We start from the raw sequence: 21158 nt of genomic DNA, 5'->3' as shown, positions 1-21158 counted from the left end.
CTTTCTTGGGTTTAAATTATTTTATCGTTTAAGGCTAAAATGTCCTCTGTATTCTGTTCCGTTGAACCGGGTAAGAGTAAACCAATAATCCGAAGCGGGTTCATCTTGTCCAAGATAAGTTCCGTCCCAAGCTGTATTTACAGTCAATTCTTTTAGTAATTTGCCATATCGGTCAAAAATTCTGATTCCTGTATTGGGTTTTAAATAAGCAAAATCAATTGTCCAGGTGTCGTTATAACCATCATTATTTGGCGTAAAAAATTTAGGAAAAGGAAGTTCTTCAACATAATTAATACAGTCACCGATTGTCGCGGGAAGGATAGTTATGGCTACAGGAATTCTGTCACTTTCGCAATTATTTATGGTTTGGGAAGCGTAATAGGTAATTCCGTTTTCAAGCAAAGTTGCTTCGGATAAAGAAACAGTAGATGAAGCACTTTCAAACCATTGGATGTTTTCTCCTTTTATAGCAATATTACTAATTTTTGCATTTTTTTGGATACAGAATATTTGTGGGGAATCAGCAATTGGGGTCTGAGTGTCCTGAATTTTCACATTAACAGCTAATCTTTCACTTTCGCAGTTGTTTAATGTTTGTGTAACGAAATATACACTGTTTTGAAGCAAAGTTGTTTGGGTTAAAATATTTCCATTCACTGCAGAATCGTAATATTTTAGAGCTGTTCCTGAAATAGTAAGATTGGCAATAGTTGCATTTTCATCAATACAAAATTGTTGATTTTTATTCCCTGTTGGTAATGCGGTATCGTAAACTTTAACCAAAATAGCTGTTCTGTCACTTTCGCATCCTACCGTTTGGGAAGCGTAATAAGTTCTGTTATTTTCCAGTAAAGTTGTATTAGGTAAAGAGGCTGCTGCAATATTTGTATCGTACCATTTTATATTTTGTCCTGATAGCTGAATATCACTCAGCGTTGCATTTTCTTTTTTGCAGAAAGATTGCGCTGGATTCCCTGTAGGGACAGAAGGTGTATTTACAATTGAAACTGTAACTCCAAATCTTGGGCTTTCACAGTTATTGACAGTTTGAGAAGCATAATAGGTTTTGCCATTTTGTAGATTTGTAGTTTCGGCTAATAAAGAACCATTATTTAAGGCATCATACCATTTTATTTGAGTTCCTGTAACTTGAATATTGGCAATTGTTGAGTTCTGTTTTGAACAAAAAGACTGATTTGCATTTCCAGTTGGAGCTAAGGTTTTTTGAATATTGATAGTTACCGCAATTCTTTCGCTTTCGCAACCATTTATAGTTTGTGATGCATAATATACAACATTGTTTTGAAGTAATGCTGTATTTGTCAAAAGCACTCCTGCGGTTTGAGAATCATACCATTTTATGTTTTGGCCTATAATTTCTATATCATTTATTGTAGGGTTTTGCTGGATACAGAAGGCTTGAGGATTTGAACTTGTTGGTTTGGGTAATGAATTAACAAAAGGTATTATGATAGCTTTAATTGCATCAGAAATACATCCATTAGAATTCTTAATTTTAAGAAAATATTCTCCTGGATTTAAAAAAGTGGAAACTGACGTGTTGTTCCATGATATACCGTTGTCAAAACTATACGCAGATGCAATTGTATTAATTGTAATTATGCCTTTAGAATTATTACAATTCGGTTGAGTAATGCTATAGGTAGGAATATTAGGGAAATCTGTGGGAGTATTTATTTGAACTGTAACAGGTTCTGATTCACAACCTGCAGAATTTTTAATCTTAATTTTGTATAGACCAGAAGATAGATCGGTAGCATTAGCATTTGTTGTCCAACTTAATCCATTATCAAAACTATAGCTATAAGCAACTGTTGTAATGTTAATTGATCCAAAAGGATTTGTACAGCTTGTTGGCTGAGTAATAGTATAATTTGGTATTCCAACAGAATCAAGAGGGGGATTAATAGTAGCTTTAACCGATGGAGAAGGACAACCATTAGAGCTGTTTTTAATTTTAATGAAATAATCGCCTGTTGTTAAATTGGTTGTGGTACGATTAGAAGACCATGTAAGACCATCGTCAAAACTGTATAGATTCGCATTCGTAGTTACAGTTATTTTTCCTGTGGAACTGGTGCAGCTGCTTGGCTGTTGTATCGAAATAGCAGGTGTTTGAGCAGGAGGATTTACATTGTAAAGGTATAGAGAGTAAGGATATGATTCGCATCCTAATTCATTTTTAATTATAATAGTATAACTTCCCTCAGGCAAATCAGATTTTATTGGATTTGAATTCCATGTTTTTCCATTATCAAAACTATATGCAGCTGCTGGAGTAGTTATGGTAATGCTTCCTTTTGTTTCACAGGCAGGAGGGGTTGTTGTGTAATTTGGTCTAGGCAAATAAAAATCATAAAGTGTAGCAACTCTCCACCAGGACTCACAGCCTAAATTATTTTTTACTTTTATGGAATAATTACCAGGAGATAAATTTGTGGCTGTGTTGTATTGACTCCAGGTTCTACCATCATCAAAGCTATATTGATCAAATAGAGGATCTATTGTAATACTTCCTTTATTCTTTGATTCACAAGTAGGTTGGGTTGTTTGTATATTAAAATTAGATAAATATTGTTCTGTGAAATTCACAGTATAAAGTGTTTCTGAGATACATCCGGATTCATTTTTAATTTTAGGATAATAAAAACCAACAGGCAAATTTGTAGCGGTTGGACTTGTGCCCCAGGTTTCACCACCATCAAAACTGTAAAATGGTGCTGGTGTAGTAATTGTAATAGAGCCTCCTTTACCACAGCTTGGATAAACAACAGTATATTCTGCAGTTTTTAATTTAACTGGAGTTAATTCAACGATTATGCTTCCTGACTCACATCCTTCTTTATTTTTAATTTTTAATTTATATTTAAATCCTACAGGAAGATTTGAAGCTGTAGAGTTAGTGCTCCAGCTTAAACCGCCATCAAAACTATAAAAGGCGGCTGATGTCTTAATGCTAATACTTCCGGTAGCATTACTATCACAAGTGGTGGGTTGTACTATTGTATAAGCAGGGACATCAAGGAAATTCTGATTAAGACTAAACCAAATATGTTCACTTATACAGCCTGATTTATTTTTAATCCTAAGATAGCCACTTACGCCACCATTAGGATATTTGGTAAGATTTGGATCTGTACTCCATGTTGCTCCATCATCAAAACTATAAAATGCAGCAGGAGTGGTTATAGTAACACTTGCCGGAGTAGTACAGGTAGGTTGTATAGTCGAAAATTCGGGAGCTTCTAAATAATAAGCATTGCCTATATTGGCAACAGCATAATTTGATTCACAGCCTAAGGAATTTTTTATTTTTAAGAAATAATATCCATAATCCAAATTAGAAATGTTTGGATTTGAGCCCCATGTTAATCCTCCGTCAAAGCTATAAGACGCAGCGGGTGTTGTAATTGAAATACTCCATTTTGATTCTGTTTCACAATTGGGATTTATTATTTTGAATGTAGGCTCATCAAGATAAAAAGGAGGTAAATAGGCATATTCAATATCGGATTCACATCCAATTTCATTTTTAATTCTAATATAATAATAACCCGGAGGTAAATTAGATGCTGTTGGATTTGTTGTCCATGTTTCTCCATTATCAAAACTATAAAAGGATGCAGCAGTATTTATGGTAATACTTCCGTTTTTTGTTTCACATGTAGGTTTTATTGTAGTATAACTCGGTTTAGATAAATAAAAATTTATTTTAACCTGACTGACTTGTGATTCACAACCTAATTCGTTTTGGGTTTTTAATATGTAATTGCCAGGTTGTAAATTATTAAAAGCAGATGTTTCTTGCCATGTTTGCCCGTTGTCAATACTGTATTTATATGAAGAATTAAAAAAAACAATACTTCCGGTATTACTGCAGGTATTGGGTTGGTTAACTTTAAAATCAAGGTAAGGTTTAGAAAATGGATTAAGATAAATTTGATTGAAATAAGGTTTCGATTCACATCCAAATTCATCTTTAATTCTAACATTATAATAACCAGAAGATAAATTAGTAGCTGTTGGATTTGTTGTCCAGGTCACTCCATTATCAAAGCTATATTCGGATGCGGGGCTGGTAATAGTAATAGTAATACTGCCCCCTTGATTACAGTTTGGCTGGGTTAAAGTATAGGCTGGAGAATCAATGTAAGGAGGAAAAAGCAATACGTTTTGTGAATAGGATTCGCATCCGCTGTTGTTTTTTATTTTAAGTAAATAATTTCCAGCAGGTAAATTTGTTTTCGTAGGACCGCTATCCCAAGTCAAACCATCATCAAAACTAAATTGTGATCCCGGCGTTGTTATAGTAATAGTTCCACCAGAACTACAAGTTGGCTGAATAATTGAAAATGTTGGTCGGTCAAGTAATATTGGGGGATCAAGTGTTACAATCGTAGGTGTAGAAATGCATCCCGAAGCAGTTCTTGTTTGAACATAATATTTACCATATTCTTTTGTGGTAAAGTTACCATCTGTTTGCCATACTAAATCTTTTGAAACATAGTTGTCATCTGAAAGAAAGGACAAGCCTTTATCAAAACTATATTCTATGCCAGGGTCGTTAACTTTAATATAACCATTTGGATCCTGACAAGTAGGCTGAACTACTGTTACAGGAGGATTAGTAATTGAATTGTTTATGGTTAATTTTGAACTTAAGAAGCAGTCATTTCCATCTGTAACTTTTAGAGTATATTCTCCCAGATTTGTTTTAACTGAAGGAATGGGATAAGATTTGTTAGTTGCTCCATTTATTGCTATACCATTTTTATACCATTGGAAAGTTGTTGTCAAATTCATGGTTTTAGTTAAGTTAGCAGTCAATATTAAATCATTATTGCAGAAATTGCCACTTTGAATAATAGTAACTCCAAAATTTTCAGCAGTATTTAATCTTAAATTATCATATAAGAAAGAAGGTTCATAATCAGTGTTAAATGATGGAGGTAATGTTTTCTCTGGTCCTAACATTATTGCATTAATGTCAGTACTTGTGGTAAAACTAATTGTTATTTCTCCCCAAGTAGTCTGAGGTTGGTATAAAACTTTTCCAATTTCAATCCAGGATGGGTCAAATGAATTTGGATCTGAAGTGGTATATAATGGTAAATTATCTTTGTTATTACATCCATAAAGTGTTACATATGTAGGCGCTAAAAAATTAAAATCAAAACGTTTACTTAGGTTGGTTGTTTCGATACTCATTAAAGAGGCAATATTAAGTGTCAACTGGTAGTTTACCCCGGCAAGTAATGAAGTTGATAACTTAGCAGCAATATATTCTTTTTTATTGTTTTTGTATACTGCTCTCAGAATTCCTTTACCATCAGGGAAATTTTGAAGATTTTTGGTGTAAATAGTATTGAAAAGGTAGCAGTCTTTATTTAAATAGTCTGGAGACGGGATTGTCCCTTTTGTCCAATTATTGGCTGTAGGGGTATCATCATAACCTTGAGGGCATCCTGTTTTTTCTTCAAAAGAAGGATTTTGAAGAAGTGAAGTTGTTGTGAAATTGTTACAAATACAATCTTCATCATTTAAGTCTATTTTTCCATCCCCATCATCATCAATTCCATTATTACAGTTTTCCTGAGAATAACAAAATAGAGAAATAAATAAAAATACTATAAGTAAAGGATGTTTCATATAAATAAATTGGATGCCCGCAAATGTAATTAAATATCTACAAAATTTAACTAAAGCAACCTGTTGAATCTTTTCCTGAAAACAAAATAAATATCCCGTATTTTTGCAAAAAATAAATCCCTTTGAAAACGAAACTTTTTGTAATCACCCCGCCATTTACCCAACTGAATACTCCGTATCCGGCAACCGCATATATAAAAGGTTTTTTGAATACTAAAAATATAGAATCGGTTCAGGCAGATTTGGGAATTGATGTTATTCTAGAATTGTTTTCAAAGAAAGGATTACAAGATTTGTTTCGGGTTTCAAGTTTTAAGTTTGAAGTTGGTGGAAATGAAATCTCAGATAATTCTAAACGTATTTTTGCTCTTCAAGACGAATATATTAAAACCATTGATTCTGTAATTCAGTTTTTGCAGGGGAAAAATCCAACTTTGGCTTTGCAGATTTGTCAGGAAGATTTTCTGCCCGAGGCCTCCCGTTTTGAGCAGTTGGAAGAATTGGATTGGGCTTTCGGGACAATGGGAACTCAGGATAAAGCAAAACATTTGGCGACTTTGTATCTTGAAGATATTTCGGATTTTATTGTAGAATGTGTTGATGAAAATTTCGGCTTCAGTCGATATGCAGAGCGTTTAGGCCGAAGTGCTAATTCTTTTGATGAATTGTACGAAGCTTTACAAAAAGAACCAACTTATATCGATTCGATTTTAATATCACTTTTGAAAGAAAGAATAGAAGCTGTAAACCCAACGTTGTTTTTAATTTCTGTTCCTTTTCCGGGGAATTTATACAGTGCTTTTCGATGTGCGCAATGGGTAAAACAAAACCGTCCCGAAATTAAAATTTCAATGGGTGGCGGTTTTCCAAATACCGAATTACGTTCACTTTCAGATAAACGTGTTTTCGAGTTTTTCGATTTTATCACTTTGGATGACGGCGAAGTCCCAATAGAAGAATTAATATTTAATTTAGAGAATCCAAATTCCGATTCTTATAAACGAACATTTTTATTAGAAAATGGAGAGGTTGTCTATAAAAACAATTCTTTAAAACACGATTATAAACAATCTCAGGTTGGGACGCCGGATTATTCAGATCTGCCTTTGGATAAATATATTTCGGTTATCGAAATCGTAAATCCGATGCACAGAATGTGGAGTGACGGACGCTGGAATAAGCTTACTATGGCGCACGGCTGTTATTGGGGAAAATGTACCTTTTGTGATATTTCTTTAGATTATATAAAAGTTTATGAACCTGTTGCGGCAAATTTACTTTGTGACCGGATAGAAGAATTAATTGAAAAAACAGGGCAAAACGGATTTCATTTTGTTGATGAAGCTGCTCCGCCTGCTTTAATGCGTGCCTTGGCACTTGAAATCTTAAGGAGAAAATTAGCAGTAACCTGGTGGACTAATATCAGATTCGAAAAAAGCTTTTCAAAAGATTTATGCTTATTGTTAAAAGCTTCCGGTTGTATTGCCGTATCGGGAGGTTTGGAAGTGGCTTCTGACCGATTATTAAAATTAATTGATAAAGGTGTTACCGTTGAACAGGTTGCAAAAGTAACCCGAAATTTTACAGAAGCAGGAATCATGGTTCATGCGTATTTAATGTACGGTTATCCAACACAAACGATTCAGGAAACAGTTGACAGCCTCGAAATGGTGCGCCAGTTATTTGAAGCCGGCGTTTTGCAGTCCGGATTTTGGCATCAGTTTGCACTTACTGCTCATAGCCCGGTTGGGTTGTATCCGGAGCAATTTGGCGTGACCAAAAAAACAGAGGCTATTGGAACTTTTGCGAATAATGATATTGATTATACCGATTCAACAGGAATCAACCATGATAAATTCAGCTTTGGATTAAAAAAATCACTTTTTAATTTCATGCACGGAATCTGTTTTGATTACGAATTACAGGATTGGTTTGATTTCAAAATTCCGAAGACAAAAATCCATCCTGATTTTATTTTTAATGCTTTAGAAGAACAAAATGATTTCAATACCAAGCCAAATGCAAAAGTAGTCTGGCTGGGAGGGAAACCTTCTGCAGAAACCTTTACAAAATCAAAAAAAGGAAGAAGCTGGGAAATGATGGCATTGACTTTTCACGATAAAAAAGAAAGTTTTACTATTCAGACGAGTAAAGACGAAGGCGAGTGGCTGAAGGAAATCCTAAAGAAAATCACAGTTTCAAACAGTAAAAATTATACTTTTCAGGAAGTAAAAACTGATTTTGAAACTGAATTAGAGGATTTTGAGTTGTTTTGGTATTCGAAACCAGTCAATACGCTGCGGGAATTTGGTTTGCTGGTTTTATAATCAATATTCCACACATTCCCCATCATTAGGAATCGCAGCTTTGTTTAAAAGACCATTGTCAGAAAGTGCCGCTTTTAATTGTAGTCTTGTTGTAGGGCAGTGGTTTAAAGCTTCTAAGTGATTGGCAAAAACTTTTCCAGGTGCGAGAGCACAAAATTTCAGGATATCATTCATTCTCATTAATAATGGCTGTCCAAAATCTAATCGTGCTGTACCGCAGGCAACGGTTGCAATGTCAGGTTTTAGTTCTATTAATACTTTTTGCACATCATCAGTAAAAATAGTATCAGAGCTGATGTAAATTGTTTTTTCGTTTAGAAGTTCTATAAAAAAGCCCATGACATTACCCATCAGTTTGGCTATAAAACCATATCCGTGAACGGCTGGAATTCCTGTTATTTTTCCGTCCAGAAAATTTTGCGGTTTCCAGTAATCAAGACTCTGAATTACTGTTAAACCTCGCTGCGTTATCTTTTTTTCATCTTTTGTACTGCAGATTACTGGAATTGATTTTCTTTTTAGAAAAACTTCACCGGCTTTATCAAGATGATCCGGATGTAAATGCGTTATCAGGCAATGTGTGACTTTACTCAAAATTTCCCTGCTGTTTTTGGGAAGCGCAGTCAGTGGATTTCTTTTTGGCGGATAACGAAAAAGGGTAAAAGGAGCGATAGTTTTCCTCTTTCCTAACATGGGATCAATTAATATGACATGTTTTTCTGTTTCAATAACTAAAGTAGCATTGCGTAAATGATGCAGTTTCATATCTTAAAATTTAATATTAAAAATACAAAATTTTTAATAATCATAATCTGTAAATTACATCACAAACCGAAATCCAATTCCATGCAGATTTTCAATAGAAATGCCTTTTTCATTTGCTAAGATTTTACGGAGGCGCGAAATAAAAACATCCAGACTTCGTCCCATAAAATAATCATCGGTACCCCAAAGTGCGGTTAAAATCTGCTCTCTCTTTAAAACTGAATTTTTGTTGTCCAGAAATAGTTTCAGTAATTCGGCTTCGCGTTGTGTGAGCCCAATTTTTTCATCTGCATTAAAAAGAATGAAATTTTTAGTGTCAAATTGATATTTACCAATTTCGTAAATCGATTTTTCAACCTTGCTGTTTTTCTGAGAACGCTTTAGAAAAACCTCAATTTTCAGCATTAATTCCTCAATACTAAAAGGCTTTACCAGATAATCATCGGCACCAAGACGTAAGCCTTTGATTCGGTCTTCTTTTAAAGTTTTGGCCGAAAGAAAAATAATCGGGATATTGGTATCTGTTTTTCTAATCTCTTCAGCCAGTTCAAAACCGTCCATTTTTGGCATCATAATATCAAAAATGCAAATATCAAAATGCTGATCTTTAAAAGACTCTAAACCTGATTTTCCATCAGGACAATGAATGACTTCATAATTATTCTGCTCCAGATTATCTTTGGTTAAAAATGCCAGAGTTTCATCATCTTCGGTATAAAGGATTTTACTTTTTATCATTTTTATAAGGAATAGACAACGTTATGGTAATGCCTTTTTTTAAGTTATTTACAGCTGAAATTTTCCAGTTTTGTAAGTTGCAAATCTTTTTTACATAATACAATCCCAGTCCAAAACCATTGACCTCATTGCTTTTTTCGTTCTGGATGCGGTAAAATTTATCAAATATAAAAGATATATTTTTTGAAGCAATTCCAATTCCGTTATCTATAAATTCTAATTTTAAAACAGAATCTTCTTTGATTATTCTTATGGTGATTTCAGGTTTTGTATCGCAATATTTTACAGCATTATCCAGTAAATTATAAATTAGGTTAGCAAAATGAAAAGCATCTGTTTCAAGTAGGTAATCTTTTGAAGAAGAATCTATTTTGATGCTGGCTTCAGGGTATTTCAAAGAAATATTTTCAATTGTTTCCTCGATGACGGGAATAATTAAAAACGATTCTTTTTTTAATTCCAAAGTAGTGTAATCAGATTTGGCAATGTTTAAAATTTTCTCAATGTGATGATTTAACTTTTGTCCCTGGTTGATAATAATATTGGTATAGGTATGCAGTTTTTTATCTTCTTTGATTGGATTTTGTTCTGCTAAATATTTTGATGCAATTAAAATAGAGGAAAGAGGCGTTTTAAATTCATGTGTCATATTATTGATGAAATCACGCTGTAACTCCGAATATTTTTTTTGCTGTAAAAGAGTAAAAATCGAGTAAACATAAATTAGTAAAATAAAAATCAGAAGAATGGAAAGTACAAACCAAAAACGCATGGAACTGAATAAATAAGTAGTTTCATGCGGAAGACGAAGGGCAAAATAATAAACCAGATTTTTATGTTTAGGAAAATAAACGGTTTGTTTTGCTTTTTGTTTTTCAGATAATGAAACGTAATTTCCATACACCATTTCGTCACTTTGACAATTGTACATAGCGTATTCAAAATCTGTCGTGATGTTCATTTTTTTAAACTCAGTTTTTAGATAAAACTCCAGAATATCGGGTTCAAAATCGTTGTCAATATTTACGATATAATAATCATTGGCAATTTTCTGTACCGGATTTTGCGCCGGTAGTTCATGATTAGTTCCTTCATAAAGTTTTTTTGCGACTTCCAGCAGGGCAATATGTGTTTTTTGGCTTAGCTTTTTCTGTTCTAATGTAAAAGCTTCTTTTGTCCACAGCAATTGAGCGATTAATATGCCGATAATGGCTATTAATCCCAGGATAATGATGCTGTTGAGTCTGTTTATTTTCAAGGAAATCAACTTTTAGAAAGTGTAATATTAATCAAATTTTAAATTAAAAAGATCAGTTAACATGTCATTAACAAACATTTGAAACCGGTTAACAGCGAATTGTTTTTTTGTAAGGTACTTTTGAAATATAAAATTAAACCATTCACCAATTTAAATATACAGATTATGAAAATTATTAGAATTTCGATGATAATCTTAGCTTTAGGATTAATGTCATTCTCAGCAATCGCTCCGGTTAAAGCATTAATTTCAGAGGCTACACAAGTTGCTGCTGAAGGAACTATTGTGTGGAAAGCAGAAACAATTGATGTTGGGCAAATTCCGCAAGGAACGCCAAAAGCAATTGTTTACGAATTTAAAAACACAGGAAAAACAGCTGTAGTAATTACAAATGTACAGGGTTCATGCGGCTGTACTGCAACAGATTATACCAAAGAGCCGATTCTTGCCGGGAAATCTGCTAAAGTTACAGCAACTTACAATGCAGCAAACAAAGGAGCTTTTACCAAAACGGTTACGGTAACTACAAGTGCCGAAAAAACGCCTAAAATCCTGACTCTGAAAGGAACAGTTATCTAAAATAAAGTTGATTATATAAAGGGGAAAAACTCCGGTCATGTTATGTGTCCGGAGTTTTTTTATGCCTAAAATTATTTTGGGAATGAATTTGTTTTTACAGAAACTTTTCTACTTTTATTGAAAAAATCATTATGAAAATTTGGTACAGGTTTGCTGTTATTATGCTTGTTTTTATTGCTGTTTCATGCAATTCAAAAGGAGATAAAAAAGAAGAAAACCAAAAGGAAGAGAAGGTTGTAATACCGGAACTTAAACTTTCAATTGACAGCCTGGCAATCGCCCGCTTTTATGAAGCTTATCCGAAACTGAAAAACTTTCAGGATGAGGTTTTTTCTTTATACAGTAAAAAACAATCTACACAATTGTGGCTTGATAATAAGGGCGTTGTTGAGTTCGGAAATACGTTATATGACAAATATAAAGGTCTGGAAAACGAAGGTTTGAAAGCTAATTTTCCGTACAAAGAAATCAATTCGGTTTTTGAGAACAATTCGGTCAACAAACTTTCAAAAGTAAATACCGATTTGATGATTACCAATTTGTATTTCTACTATGCTGAAAAAGTATACAGAGGTTTTGACGAAAAAACATCCATTTCATTAGAGTGGCTGCTTCCGCGAAAGAAACTTAATTATCAGGTTTTAACCGATTCTCTTTTTGAAAAATCAACTATAAATGACGATAAGAAGAGTAAAATGTTCAGCCAGTACTATAAACTTCGTGATGCACTTCATCAATACAGAGATATTGAAAAAAAGGGAGGATGGAAAACAATTGAAGTAGATGAAGATTATAAAGGCCTAAAATTAGGGGATTCTTCTACAACAATAGCACAAATAAGAGAAAGGCTTTTTGTAACAGGAGATCTTAAGGAGGATAACAAAAGTGCCGTTTGTGATACGGTTTTGATGAAAGCGGTTAAAAATTACGAATTGCGTCATGGTTACGCACCAAAGAATACAATTTTATTAGAACATATTGATGATTTGAATATTCCGGTTTCAGACCGAATCAAAACCATTATTGCTAATATGGAGCGTTGTCGTTGGATTGATCCTGAACTGGAAAAAGGTAAAAAATATATCGAAGTCAATATTCCGGAGTTTAGATTGTATATAATCGAAGATGGTAAAATTGCATTTATATCTCCGGTTGTTGTGGGCAAATCGATGACAAAAACAGTTATTTTCAGTGGAATGATGAATAATATTGTTTTTAGCCCATATTGGAATGTTCCTCCCAGTATTATCAAAAGTGAAATCAAACCCGGGATGGCGAAAGACAAAAATTATCTGGCAAAGAAAAATCTGGAATGGAATAATGGTGCGGTAAGACAGCTTCCTGGGAAAAATAACTCACTTGGACTGGTTAAGTTTTTATTCCCAAATTCCAGTAACATCTATCTGCATGATACACCTGCAAAAAGCTTGTTCGAAAGAGAAAGCAGGGCTTTTAGTCATGGCTGCGTACGTGTTGCAAAACCTCGTGAACTGGCTATTGAGCTATTGAAAGATGACCCGAAATGGACACCGGAAAGAATTGACAAAGCCATGCATGCGGGAAAAGAAAGCTGGTATACCCTGAAGAAAAAAGTTCCGGTTTATATTGGTTATTTCACTGCCTGGGTAGATCGTGATGGTCAGTTGAATTTTTATAAAGATATTTATCAAAAAGATGAAAGTCTGATCAAATTATTGACGGAAGAGTAAAGCAGCTACGTTAATTTTTTACGCAGATTTTGGCAGATTACAGCAGATTTAATTAGATTTTTTGCATTTCAATGAAAAATCTGCTTTAATCTTTTTTAAATCTGCGTGAAAAAACAATTTAGAAAATTCTTCGCTTGTTAGCTAAAGGCTGTTCGTGTTGTTGCAAAATTATTTCGATAAAACATCAACACACTTATAAAATCGCTTGGTATAATGCTCTTCATCAAGTCCCGTGATCGTAACTTTTTGTGCTTTTCCGGAGGAGGCGTGTATAAATTTTGACTGCATTCCGTTGGCTTCGCAGATGATGCCAACATGTCCTATAAAACTCCTGTCTTTGTATCCGTAAAATACAAGGACATCTCCAACCTTAAATTCCTCAGGTTTCAATGACTTACCTATGTTTTTATAACCACCTGAACTTCTCGGTAAGGTTAAACCAAAATTCTTGAAAACATAATAGACAAACCCCGAACAGTCAAAACCTTTATTTGGATTACTGCTCGCATATAAATAAGGTGTTCCCAAATATTGTTTTGCATACGATATAACAGAATCACGCTCAATTGCAGCCTGGATTTTTTTTACCGAATCAGATTGTGTTTTGTTCTCTTTTTTTAAAGTAAATGAGGAGAATAAAACAGTAAGCAGAAGCAACAGGGCATGAACAGTAATTTTCATTTGAGGGCTTGTAAATATTAGTTTATAAAGGTAAAGCGTTTGCTTAGAATATCAAAAAGAGCATGAATTTAATAAACGTTTTTTGGTGTTTTTTTATTGCTTTTTGACATTTTAGTATCTTTCTGCAAAATGTAATTCGGATATATTTGTGAAATGTATTTATATTTTAACGAATAAATTATGTTTATCAAAAAAATACCACTTTTAATTTCGTTTTTACTGATTTCGGCGGTATCGGTTTCCCAAAAAAAAGAAGAAACCTTTCTTTATGCTGGCAGGGTGGATGTGCAACAGGAAAATAAGGTTGTTTTAATCGGAACAGCTTCTTCAGTATCATTTAATTTTACAGGTAATGAATGTACGGTTTCGCTGCAAAGCATTGATTCCTGGGAACATCAAAATTATATCGTTTTGGAACTTGACGGGAAATACCTTGGGAAGTATACAGTCCAAAAGGGCGCTCCTCAGTCCTTTCCGGTAAAAGTTACTTCGAATAAAAAAGTACATAATCTAAAGATCTATAAAGCAACAGAGGCGACAATGGGGAACGTAGTTTTTCTGGGAACAACAGCAAAACTGACTACAATAACAGCAAAAAAGAAAAAGAAAATAGAATTTATAGGCGATTCTATTACATGTGGGGCTGCGAATGATCCTTCTGAAATTCCGTGTGATAAAGGCGAATATTTTGATCATCATAATGGTTATTTCGCTTACGGCCCAATTCTTTCCAGAACTATTGATGCGGACTATCTATTAAGCTCCGTTTCCGGAATCGGGATTTATCGAAACTGGAATGATCAGGGACAGGATGTGCCAATTATGCCTGCTGTTTATGAAAATTTGTATCTGACAAAAGAGGCTTCAAAACCTAAATATGATTTTGCTTTTCAGCCTGAAATTATCAGTATAGCTTTAGGAACTAATGATTTTTCAAATGGTGACGGTATAAAAGAACGTTTGTCTTTTGATTCTGAAAAGTATGTTTCGAATTACATTGATTTTATAAAAATGCTTTATAAACACAATCCAGATGCACAACTGATTTTGACAAACAGTCCAATGGTAAACGGAGAAAAAGCTGTAATTTTTGAAAATTGCCTGAGTAAAATAAAAGCCGAATTTGATGCAGACAAAACACACAAACCAATTCTGATTTTCAAATTCAAACCGATGACACCAAGTGGCTGTTCGGGACATCCAAACATTGCCGAGCATAAAATTATGGCAGATGAATACGGACCATTTTTAAAAAAACTGCTAAATGAAAAATAATATATTTAAGTTTGTTTTCTTACTGATTTCCGGCACTATGATGGCAAACGTTTCTCTTCCCAATATTTTTGGTGATAATATGGTATTGCAGCGCAACTCTGAAGTGAAAATTTGGGGCTGGGGCAATCCAAAAGAGGAAATTAAATTGGTTTCCAGCTGGAACAATCAGGAATATAAAGTTACTGCAAACAATCAGGCGCAATGGGAACTTAAAATCAAAACGCCTGAAGCAGGAGGCCCTTATACGATTTCGATAAAAGGCTACAATGAAGTTATATTGAAAAACATTTTAATTGGCGAAGTCTGGGTTTGTTCCGGTCAGTCGAATATGGAAATGTCTGTAAGCTGGGGAATAGATAATGGCGAGGAAGAAGCTAAAAATGCAACCAATCCTAATATTCGATTTTTTACCGTCCCAAAATTAACGGCGACAACACCACAAAATAATCTTTTAGGCAATTGGACAGAATCGACTCCCGAAACCATGAAATACTTCAGTGCGGTTGGCTACTTCTTCGCCAAACGCTTAAGAGAAGATTTAAAAAACGTTCCTATCGGATTAATTTCCTCCAATTGGGGAGGGACTCCCGCAGAAATCTGGATGCCCGAAGAAGTCGTTAACAGCGATGCTGTTTTATTAGAAAATGCCAAAAAACTAAACGAGCAGGAATACGGACCAAGACAGCCCGGCCGTTCCTACAACGCAATGATTTATCCGTTTGTTGGATTTAAAATTGCGGGAACTCTTTGGTATCAGGGCGAATCCAATGTAGGTTCAGAAGTTTATGATAAAACATTATCGGCTTTAATTACTTCGTGGCGAAAAGGCTGGCAGGATGATTTTCCGTTTTATTATGTACAAATTGCACCTTTTAAGACAGGCAGTAACAACTTCTCAAATGTTACTCTTCGCAACTCTCAGCGAAAGCTTTTAAAGGAAATCAATAATACAGGAATGGTAGTGATTAGTGATGTTTCGGATACGATTGATATTCACCCGAAGGATAAAAAATCTGTTGGGATTCGTTTAGCCAATTTAGCATTGGCGAATACCTATAAAACGAATTCCAATCTTGTAAATGGTCCACTTTTTAAAGAAATCAAAATTGATAAAAACAAAGCAATAGTTTCTTTTGATTATGCTGACGGATTATATTTTAAAAACAAAGTGACGAAACAGTTTGAAGTTGCTGGTGTCGATGGAATTTTTTATCCTGCAGAAGCTTCAATAAAAAATAATCAGGTAATTGTAACGAGTAAAAAAGTGCCGAACCCGGCAAAGGTGAGATTTGCATGGGGAAATACAATTCAGTCTGATTTGTTTAATAAAGCGAATCTGCCGGCTTCCTGTTTTATTTCGGAGTGAAGATAGCAAAGAATATAGAGTAAAGATTTTTAGAGATTAGATTTTTACTTTTTTTGTCAGACTGAGCGGAGTCGAAATCCGTGAAGTGAAATACAAAGTTTATCAAAAAATCCGAAAAGCTCTCGTTTACCCAATGCGTGAGGGATAGAAGAGAAAAGCCCACAGCCCTGACGGAGGAAGGGCGAGGACTTGAAACGGATAGCCCGACCCGGAGGGACACGCCCAAAATATGAAACTATCAACCACTATGAAAAATAAAAGAATACTAATTATTGGGGTTTTTACCCTGTTTACTGCTGGAAATATGAATGCACAGAAGAAACCGCATCTGGATAAAAATAAAACGATCGAACAACGTATAGACTTGCTTTTGCCACTAATGACTTTGGAAGAAAAAGTGGGACAAATGAATCAGTATAATGGATTTTGGGATGTGACTGGTCCAGCTCCAAAAGGTGGAAATGCCGAATTAAAATACGAACATCTGCGAAAAGGATGGGTGGGAAGTATGCTGACCGTGCGCGGTGTGAAAGAAGTTCGTGCGGTGCAGAAAATTGCGGTTGAAGAAACCCGATTAGGAATTCCGTTGATTATTGGTTTTGACGTCATTCACGGCTACAAAACCTTAAGTCCTATACCGTTAGCGGAAGCCGCCAGCTGGGATTTGGAAGCGATAAAAAAATCGGCAGCGATTGCGGCAGATGAAGCTTCGGCATCCGGAATTAACTGGACTTTTGGGCCTAATGTAGATATTACAAATGATGCCCGTTGGGGACGTGTGATGGAGGGAGCAGGAGAAGATCCGTATTTGGGAAGTAAAATTGCGGTTGCGAGAGTAAAAGGATTTCAGGGAGAAACTACTGCTGATTTGGCGAAAGTAAATACAATTGCGGCCTGTGCAAAACATTTTGCAGCGTATGGTTATGTAGAATCGGGTCGTGATTATAATTTGGTGGACATCAGTAATTCTAAATTGTTCAATACTGTTTTGCCTCCTTTCGAAGCGGCTACAAAAGCGGGTGTGAGAACCTTTATGAACTCGTTTAATCTGGTAAACGGAATTCCGGCAACCGGAAATGTTTTTCTGCAAAGAGATATTTTGAAAGGCAAATGGAAGTTTGATGGTTTTGTGGTTTCAGACTGGGCTTCGGTTCGTGAAATGATTCCGCACGGGTATGCTAAAGATGGTGAAGATGCAGCATTAAAAGCGGTTACAGCTGGTTCCGACATGGATATGGAATCGCATTTGTATGTTGCAGAACTTGTGAAATTAGTTAAAGCCGGAAAAGTAAAAGAAGCTTTGATTGACGATGCGGTGAGAAGGATTTTACGAGTGAAATTTGAGTTAGGCTTATTTGATGATCCTTACAAATATTGTGATGAAAAACGTGAAAAAGCGACAATTGGAAATAAAGCCAACAATGACGGAGTTCTGGACATGGCGAAAAAGTCAATTGTTTTATTAAAGAATGATAAAAACTTACTTCCGTTAAAGAAGTCAGGACAAAAAATTGCTTTGATTGGAGCTTTGGCAAATGATAAAAACAGTCCGTTGGGAAGCTGGAGAATTGCGGCAGATGATAATACTGCGGTTTCGGTTTTAGAAGGGATGCAGCAATACAAAGATAATCAGCTGGTTTTTGAAAAAGGAGCCGATTTGATTGTTGGAAAAGCGACTTTCCTGGATGAGGTAGTTTTTAATACAACAGACAAAAGCGGATTTGAAGCAGCGAAAACTGCAGCTAAAAACGCAGATGTTGTGGTAATGGTTTTAGGCGAACATGGTTTTCAGAGTGGGGAAGGACGCAGCAGAACGAACCTTGATTTGCCGGGATTACAACAGGAGTTATTAGAGGAAATTTATAAAGTGAATCCAAATATTGTTTTGGTTTTAAACAATGGCCGTCCGTTGACGATTCCTTGGGCAGCAGAACATGTTCCGGCAATTGTTGAGGCGTGGCATTTGGGAACCCAAACCGGGAATGCAGTAGCGCAGGTTTTATACGGAGATTATAACCCTAGCGGAAAACTGCCGATATCTTTCCCGAGAAATGTAGGTCAGGTGCCTATTTACTACAATAATTACAGTACGGGAAGACCTGTGAATGCGGATAAGAATGTGTTTTGGTCACACTTTTCAGATGTAGAAAAAACACCTCAGTTTCCTTTTGGCTTCGGATTGAGCTACACTAAATTCGATTATAAAAATTTAAAAATAAATAAAACTGCTTTTGCTAAAGGAGAATCGGTTCAGGTAAGTGTTGAGGTGACCAATTCAGGTAGTTATGACGGAAAAGAAGTGGTTCAGTTATACATTCACGATGATTTTGCAAGTATTGCCAGACCGATAGAGGAACTGAAAGGTTTTGAATTAGTGAATTTGAAAAAAGGAGAAACTAAAACAGTAAGCTTTACTTTGACAGATGCTGAACTTGGTTTTTATGATAACAACGGAAACTATTTGGTAGAACCGGGAACTTTTAAAATTAAAGTAGGAGGAAGTTCAGATAAAGGTTTAGAGAGTGAGTTTGAGTTGAAGTAAAAGAGTCTTAAAATATTTTTTCACGCAGATTTTGCAGATTCAGTAGATTTTTTATTCCCTTAATCTGTAAAATCTGCGTGAGTTTTTTATTGAAAGGAGAAGTATGATGATGACGGTTTGTGAGAGATATATTGGTTAGGTTTTAATCCAAAAAAAAGACACACAAACTTGTGCGTCTCTTTGAAAAGGAATGTTTTGTTTTGAATTATTTTGATTGAATAATCATTGCCAATCCACCACCGCTTGCCAATCGATATGTCAATTTACTTGTAGAATCAACGGTAATAACTTCTCTTTTATAATCATTCGCTGCTTTATCAGCATTTACACCATCAGAAAAAATTTCAGCCTGGAATTTTCTGCCTTTTTCAAGGAAAGAAAAATCTATTGTAATTTCTCTGGAAGAATCCCAGTTTGTGATTGCACCTAAATACCAAACATTGTCTTTTTTACGGGCAATTGAAACAAATTTTCCGACCTCACCCTCCAAAGCTACAGTTTCATCAAAAACAGTTGGAATTTTAGCAATGAAATCAGTACTTTCCTGCTCTTTCATATAAGCTGTCGGACTGTCTGCCATCATTTGCAGAGGTGCTTCAAAAATAGTGTAGAGTGCCAGTTGATGACTTCTTGTTCCCTGGCTCATTGGAGTAGAATGGCTTGGTCTGAATTCACTTTTTGTAGCGTTTCGCATAGCACCCGGTGTATAATCCATCGGGCCGGCCATCATACGGATAAACGGAATTGAGCAATCGTATAACGGAACATCGTCATTTGGTGTCCATTTATTGTTTTCTAATCCCTTTACGCCTTCAAAATTTAGAATGTTCGGAAAAGTACGTTGAATTCCGGTTGGTTTGTACATGCCGTGAAAATCCAGTAATAATTTGTGATCAGCCGCTTTTTGCGCAATATCATACACTGAATTTACCATTTTGGCATCGTCGCGATCTAAGAAATCAACTTTAAATCCTTTGATTCCTAAATCAGCATAATTCTTAAAAATACCAACTGTATTTTTTGTTAAAGCCATCCAGGAGCTCCATAAAATGATGCCTACATTTCGTTCTTTTCCGTAAGCAATCAATGCTTCCAGATTAACATTCGGATTGTGTTTCATGATATCATCTTCCAGACTCCAGCCTTCATCCAAAACCACATATTCGACTTTGTTTTTTGAAGCAAAATCTATGTAGTATTTATATGTTTGGGTGTTGATTCCGGCTTTAAAATCGATATTGTAAATATTCCAGTCGTTCCACCAGTCCCAGGCTACTTTTCCGGGTTTTATCCACGAGATATCTTTAATTTTAGTTGGTTCAGATAATTTCTGAACCATATCATTATTGGCTAATTCAGCATCATTTTCAGAGATCACAATCGCTCTCCACGCAAAACTTCGTGTTCCTTTTGTTTTTACCAGATAATCGGCTCTCTCTGTAATTAATCGGTTGATGTTGTTAAATCCGCCGTTGGTTTCCTGCAATGGATATTTAGAAAAACGGGCTTCAAAACCAGATTTCGATTTGTTATTGGTTACAAACAATCCCGGATAATCTTCGAGATTAGCTTCTAGAAAAACAGCTTTTTTATGGTTTTTAAAATCAATTAAAAAAGGTAAAAAAGCTAAAGTATCTTTAGCAAATTCACTGATTTTTTTGTTTTCGTATTGTGCTTCAAACGAAGAAATATAAGAATCTTTCGGATTTCTTAAATCACGAACATACGGCATTAAAGTATTGTAATCCTGATCAAAGTTCAAAGAAACTTCTTCAGATTTCACAGTAATGTCTTTTTTCTTTTTGGTAATGAATCTGTAAGCCACACCATCATCAAAAGCGCGATATTCAATACTGAAATCATTTTTAAAATTCAGAATCAGAAGATTGTACTGATTTTTTATACTACTCTTTTTGTAAAACGGTGATTCAAAAGTCTGATTTACTTTTTCTCTTTTTGAATTCAAAAGCAAAGCATTTTTTCCTAAAACTTCATTTTGACCTAATGTCATAGAAACAGCAGATGACGCCAGGATCATATCTTTCTCATGCGAAACCGACCAGGTAATTTTGTCGTTAATCACAATACTGATTTTTATTTTCCCATTAGGAGATGCAACAGTAAAGTCCTGAATCTTTTGCGAAAAAGAAGCATTAAAAAATAAAATCAATAAGAAGGCAAATAGTGTTTTCATGTTGTATGCTTTTAAATCATAAAAGTGATTACAAGTTCCTTAAATGAACTTATA

Annotated in this window: 12 protein-coding genes; 6 read left to right on the top strand and 6 right to left on the bottom strand. The window is 34.9% G+C overall.

All coding sequences use genetic code 11. The annotated features are described in order from the left end of the window. Positions 1-21 precede the first annotated feature (21 nt). A complete protein-coding gene (locus GWR14_RS07295; protein ID WP_163408372.1) occupies positions 22-5670 on the bottom strand; it encodes an Ig-like domain-containing protein in 5649 nt (1882 codons plus the stop codon). Between the two features lie 122 nt (positions 5671-5792). Here GWR14_RS07295 and GWR14_RS07290 point away from each other — a divergent pair, with 122 nt between their 5' ends. Further along, on the top strand, positions 5793-7997 hold the full coding sequence (locus tag GWR14_RS07290; protein WP_163408371.1) for a B12-binding domain-containing radical SAM protein: 2205 nt from the start codon (positions 5793-5795) through the stop codon (positions 7995-7997). On the opposite strand, the gene GWR14_RS07285 is transcribed toward GWR14_RS07290, so the two are convergent. From GWR14_RS07285 to GWR14_RS07275, 3 genes are read right to left on the bottom strand one after another with little or no spacing between them, the layout of a single operon-like run. Further along, on the bottom strand, positions 7998-8762 hold the full coding sequence (locus tag GWR14_RS07285) for an MBL fold metallo-hydrolase (protein ID WP_163408370.1): 765 nt from the start codon (positions 8760-8762) through the stop codon (positions 7998-8000). 54 nt (positions 8763-8816) lie between these two features. After that, positions 8817-9500, bottom strand: coding sequence for a response regulator transcription factor (locus tag GWR14_RS07280; RefSeq protein WP_163408369.1), 684 nt, complete (start codon positions 9498-9500; stop codon positions 8817-8819). After that, positions 9487-10758 (bottom strand): sensor histidine kinase, encoded by a 1272-nt coding sequence (locus GWR14_RS07275; protein ID WP_163408368.1) that lies wholly within the window; start codon positions 10756-10758, stop codon positions 9487-9489. The genes GWR14_RS07280 and GWR14_RS07275 overlap by 14 nt, the downstream gene beginning before the upstream one ends. Before the next feature lie 165 nt (positions 10759-10923). Here GWR14_RS07275 and GWR14_RS07270 point away from each other — a divergent pair, with 165 nt between their 5' ends. Continuing rightward, positions 10924-11337 carry a DUF1573 domain-containing protein gene (locus tag GWR14_RS07270; RefSeq protein ID WP_163408367.1) on the top strand — a complete coding sequence of 138 codons (414 nt, stop codon included), beginning with the start codon at positions 10924-10926 and terminating at the stop codon, positions 11335-11337. A 131-nt stretch (positions 11338-11468) separates the two neighbouring features. Then, on the top strand, positions 11469-13046 hold the full coding sequence (locus tag GWR14_RS07265; RefSeq protein WP_163408366.1) for a L,D-transpeptidase family protein: 1578 nt from the start codon (positions 11469-11471) through the stop codon (positions 13044-13046). A 168-nt stretch (positions 13047-13214) separates the two neighbouring features. Here GWR14_RS07265 and GWR14_RS07260 read toward each other — a convergent pair whose 3' ends face one another. Beyond that, positions 13215-13727 carry a C40 family peptidase gene (locus GWR14_RS07260; RefSeq protein ID WP_163408365.1) on the bottom strand — a complete coding sequence of 171 codons (513 nt, stop codon included), beginning with the start codon at positions 13725-13727 and terminating at the stop codon, positions 13215-13217. Between the two features lie 180 nt (positions 13728-13907). Here GWR14_RS07260 and GWR14_RS07255 point away from each other — a divergent pair, with 180 nt between their 5' ends. The 3 genes from GWR14_RS07255 to bglX all read left to right on the top strand — a co-directional run bounded on the left by GWR14_RS07255 (position 13908) and on the right by bglX (position 18910). Continuing rightward, the gene (locus GWR14_RS07255; RefSeq protein WP_163408364.1) at positions 13908-15002 is read left to right on the top strand and encodes an SGNH/GDSL hydrolase family protein; all 1095 of its coding nucleotides are present in this window, start codon (positions 13908-13910) and stop codon (positions 15000-15002) included. Beyond that, positions 14992-16368 carry a sialate O-acetylesterase gene (locus tag GWR14_RS07250; protein ID WP_163408363.1) on the top strand — a complete coding sequence of 459 codons (1377 nt, stop codon included), beginning with the start codon at positions 14992-14994 and terminating at the stop codon, positions 16366-16368. The genes GWR14_RS07255 and GWR14_RS07250 overlap by 11 nt, the downstream gene beginning before the upstream one ends. A gap of 247 nt (positions 16369-16615) precedes the next feature. Further along, positions 16616-18910 (top strand): beta-glucosidase BglX, encoded by a 2295-nt coding sequence (bglX, locus tag GWR14_RS07245; RefSeq protein WP_163408496.1) that lies wholly within the window; start codon positions 16616-16618, stop codon positions 18908-18910. Between the two features lie 205 nt (positions 18911-19115). Here the strand turns inward: bglX and GWR14_RS07240 are convergent, their stop codons facing one another. Then, positions 19116-21104, bottom strand: coding sequence for a glycoside hydrolase family 97 protein (locus tag GWR14_RS07240; protein WP_163408362.1), 1989 nt, complete (start codon positions 21102-21104; stop codon positions 19116-19118). Between the last annotated feature and the right edge of the window lie 54 nt (positions 21105-21158).

Source organism: Flavobacterium ajazii (assembly GCF_010614725.1).
In the GTDB taxonomy this organism is placed as follows: domain Bacteria; phylum Bacteroidota; class Bacteroidia; order Flavobacteriales; family Flavobacteriaceae; genus Flavobacterium; species Flavobacterium ajazii.
This window is presented reverse-complemented; position numbering and strand designations above follow the sequence as displayed.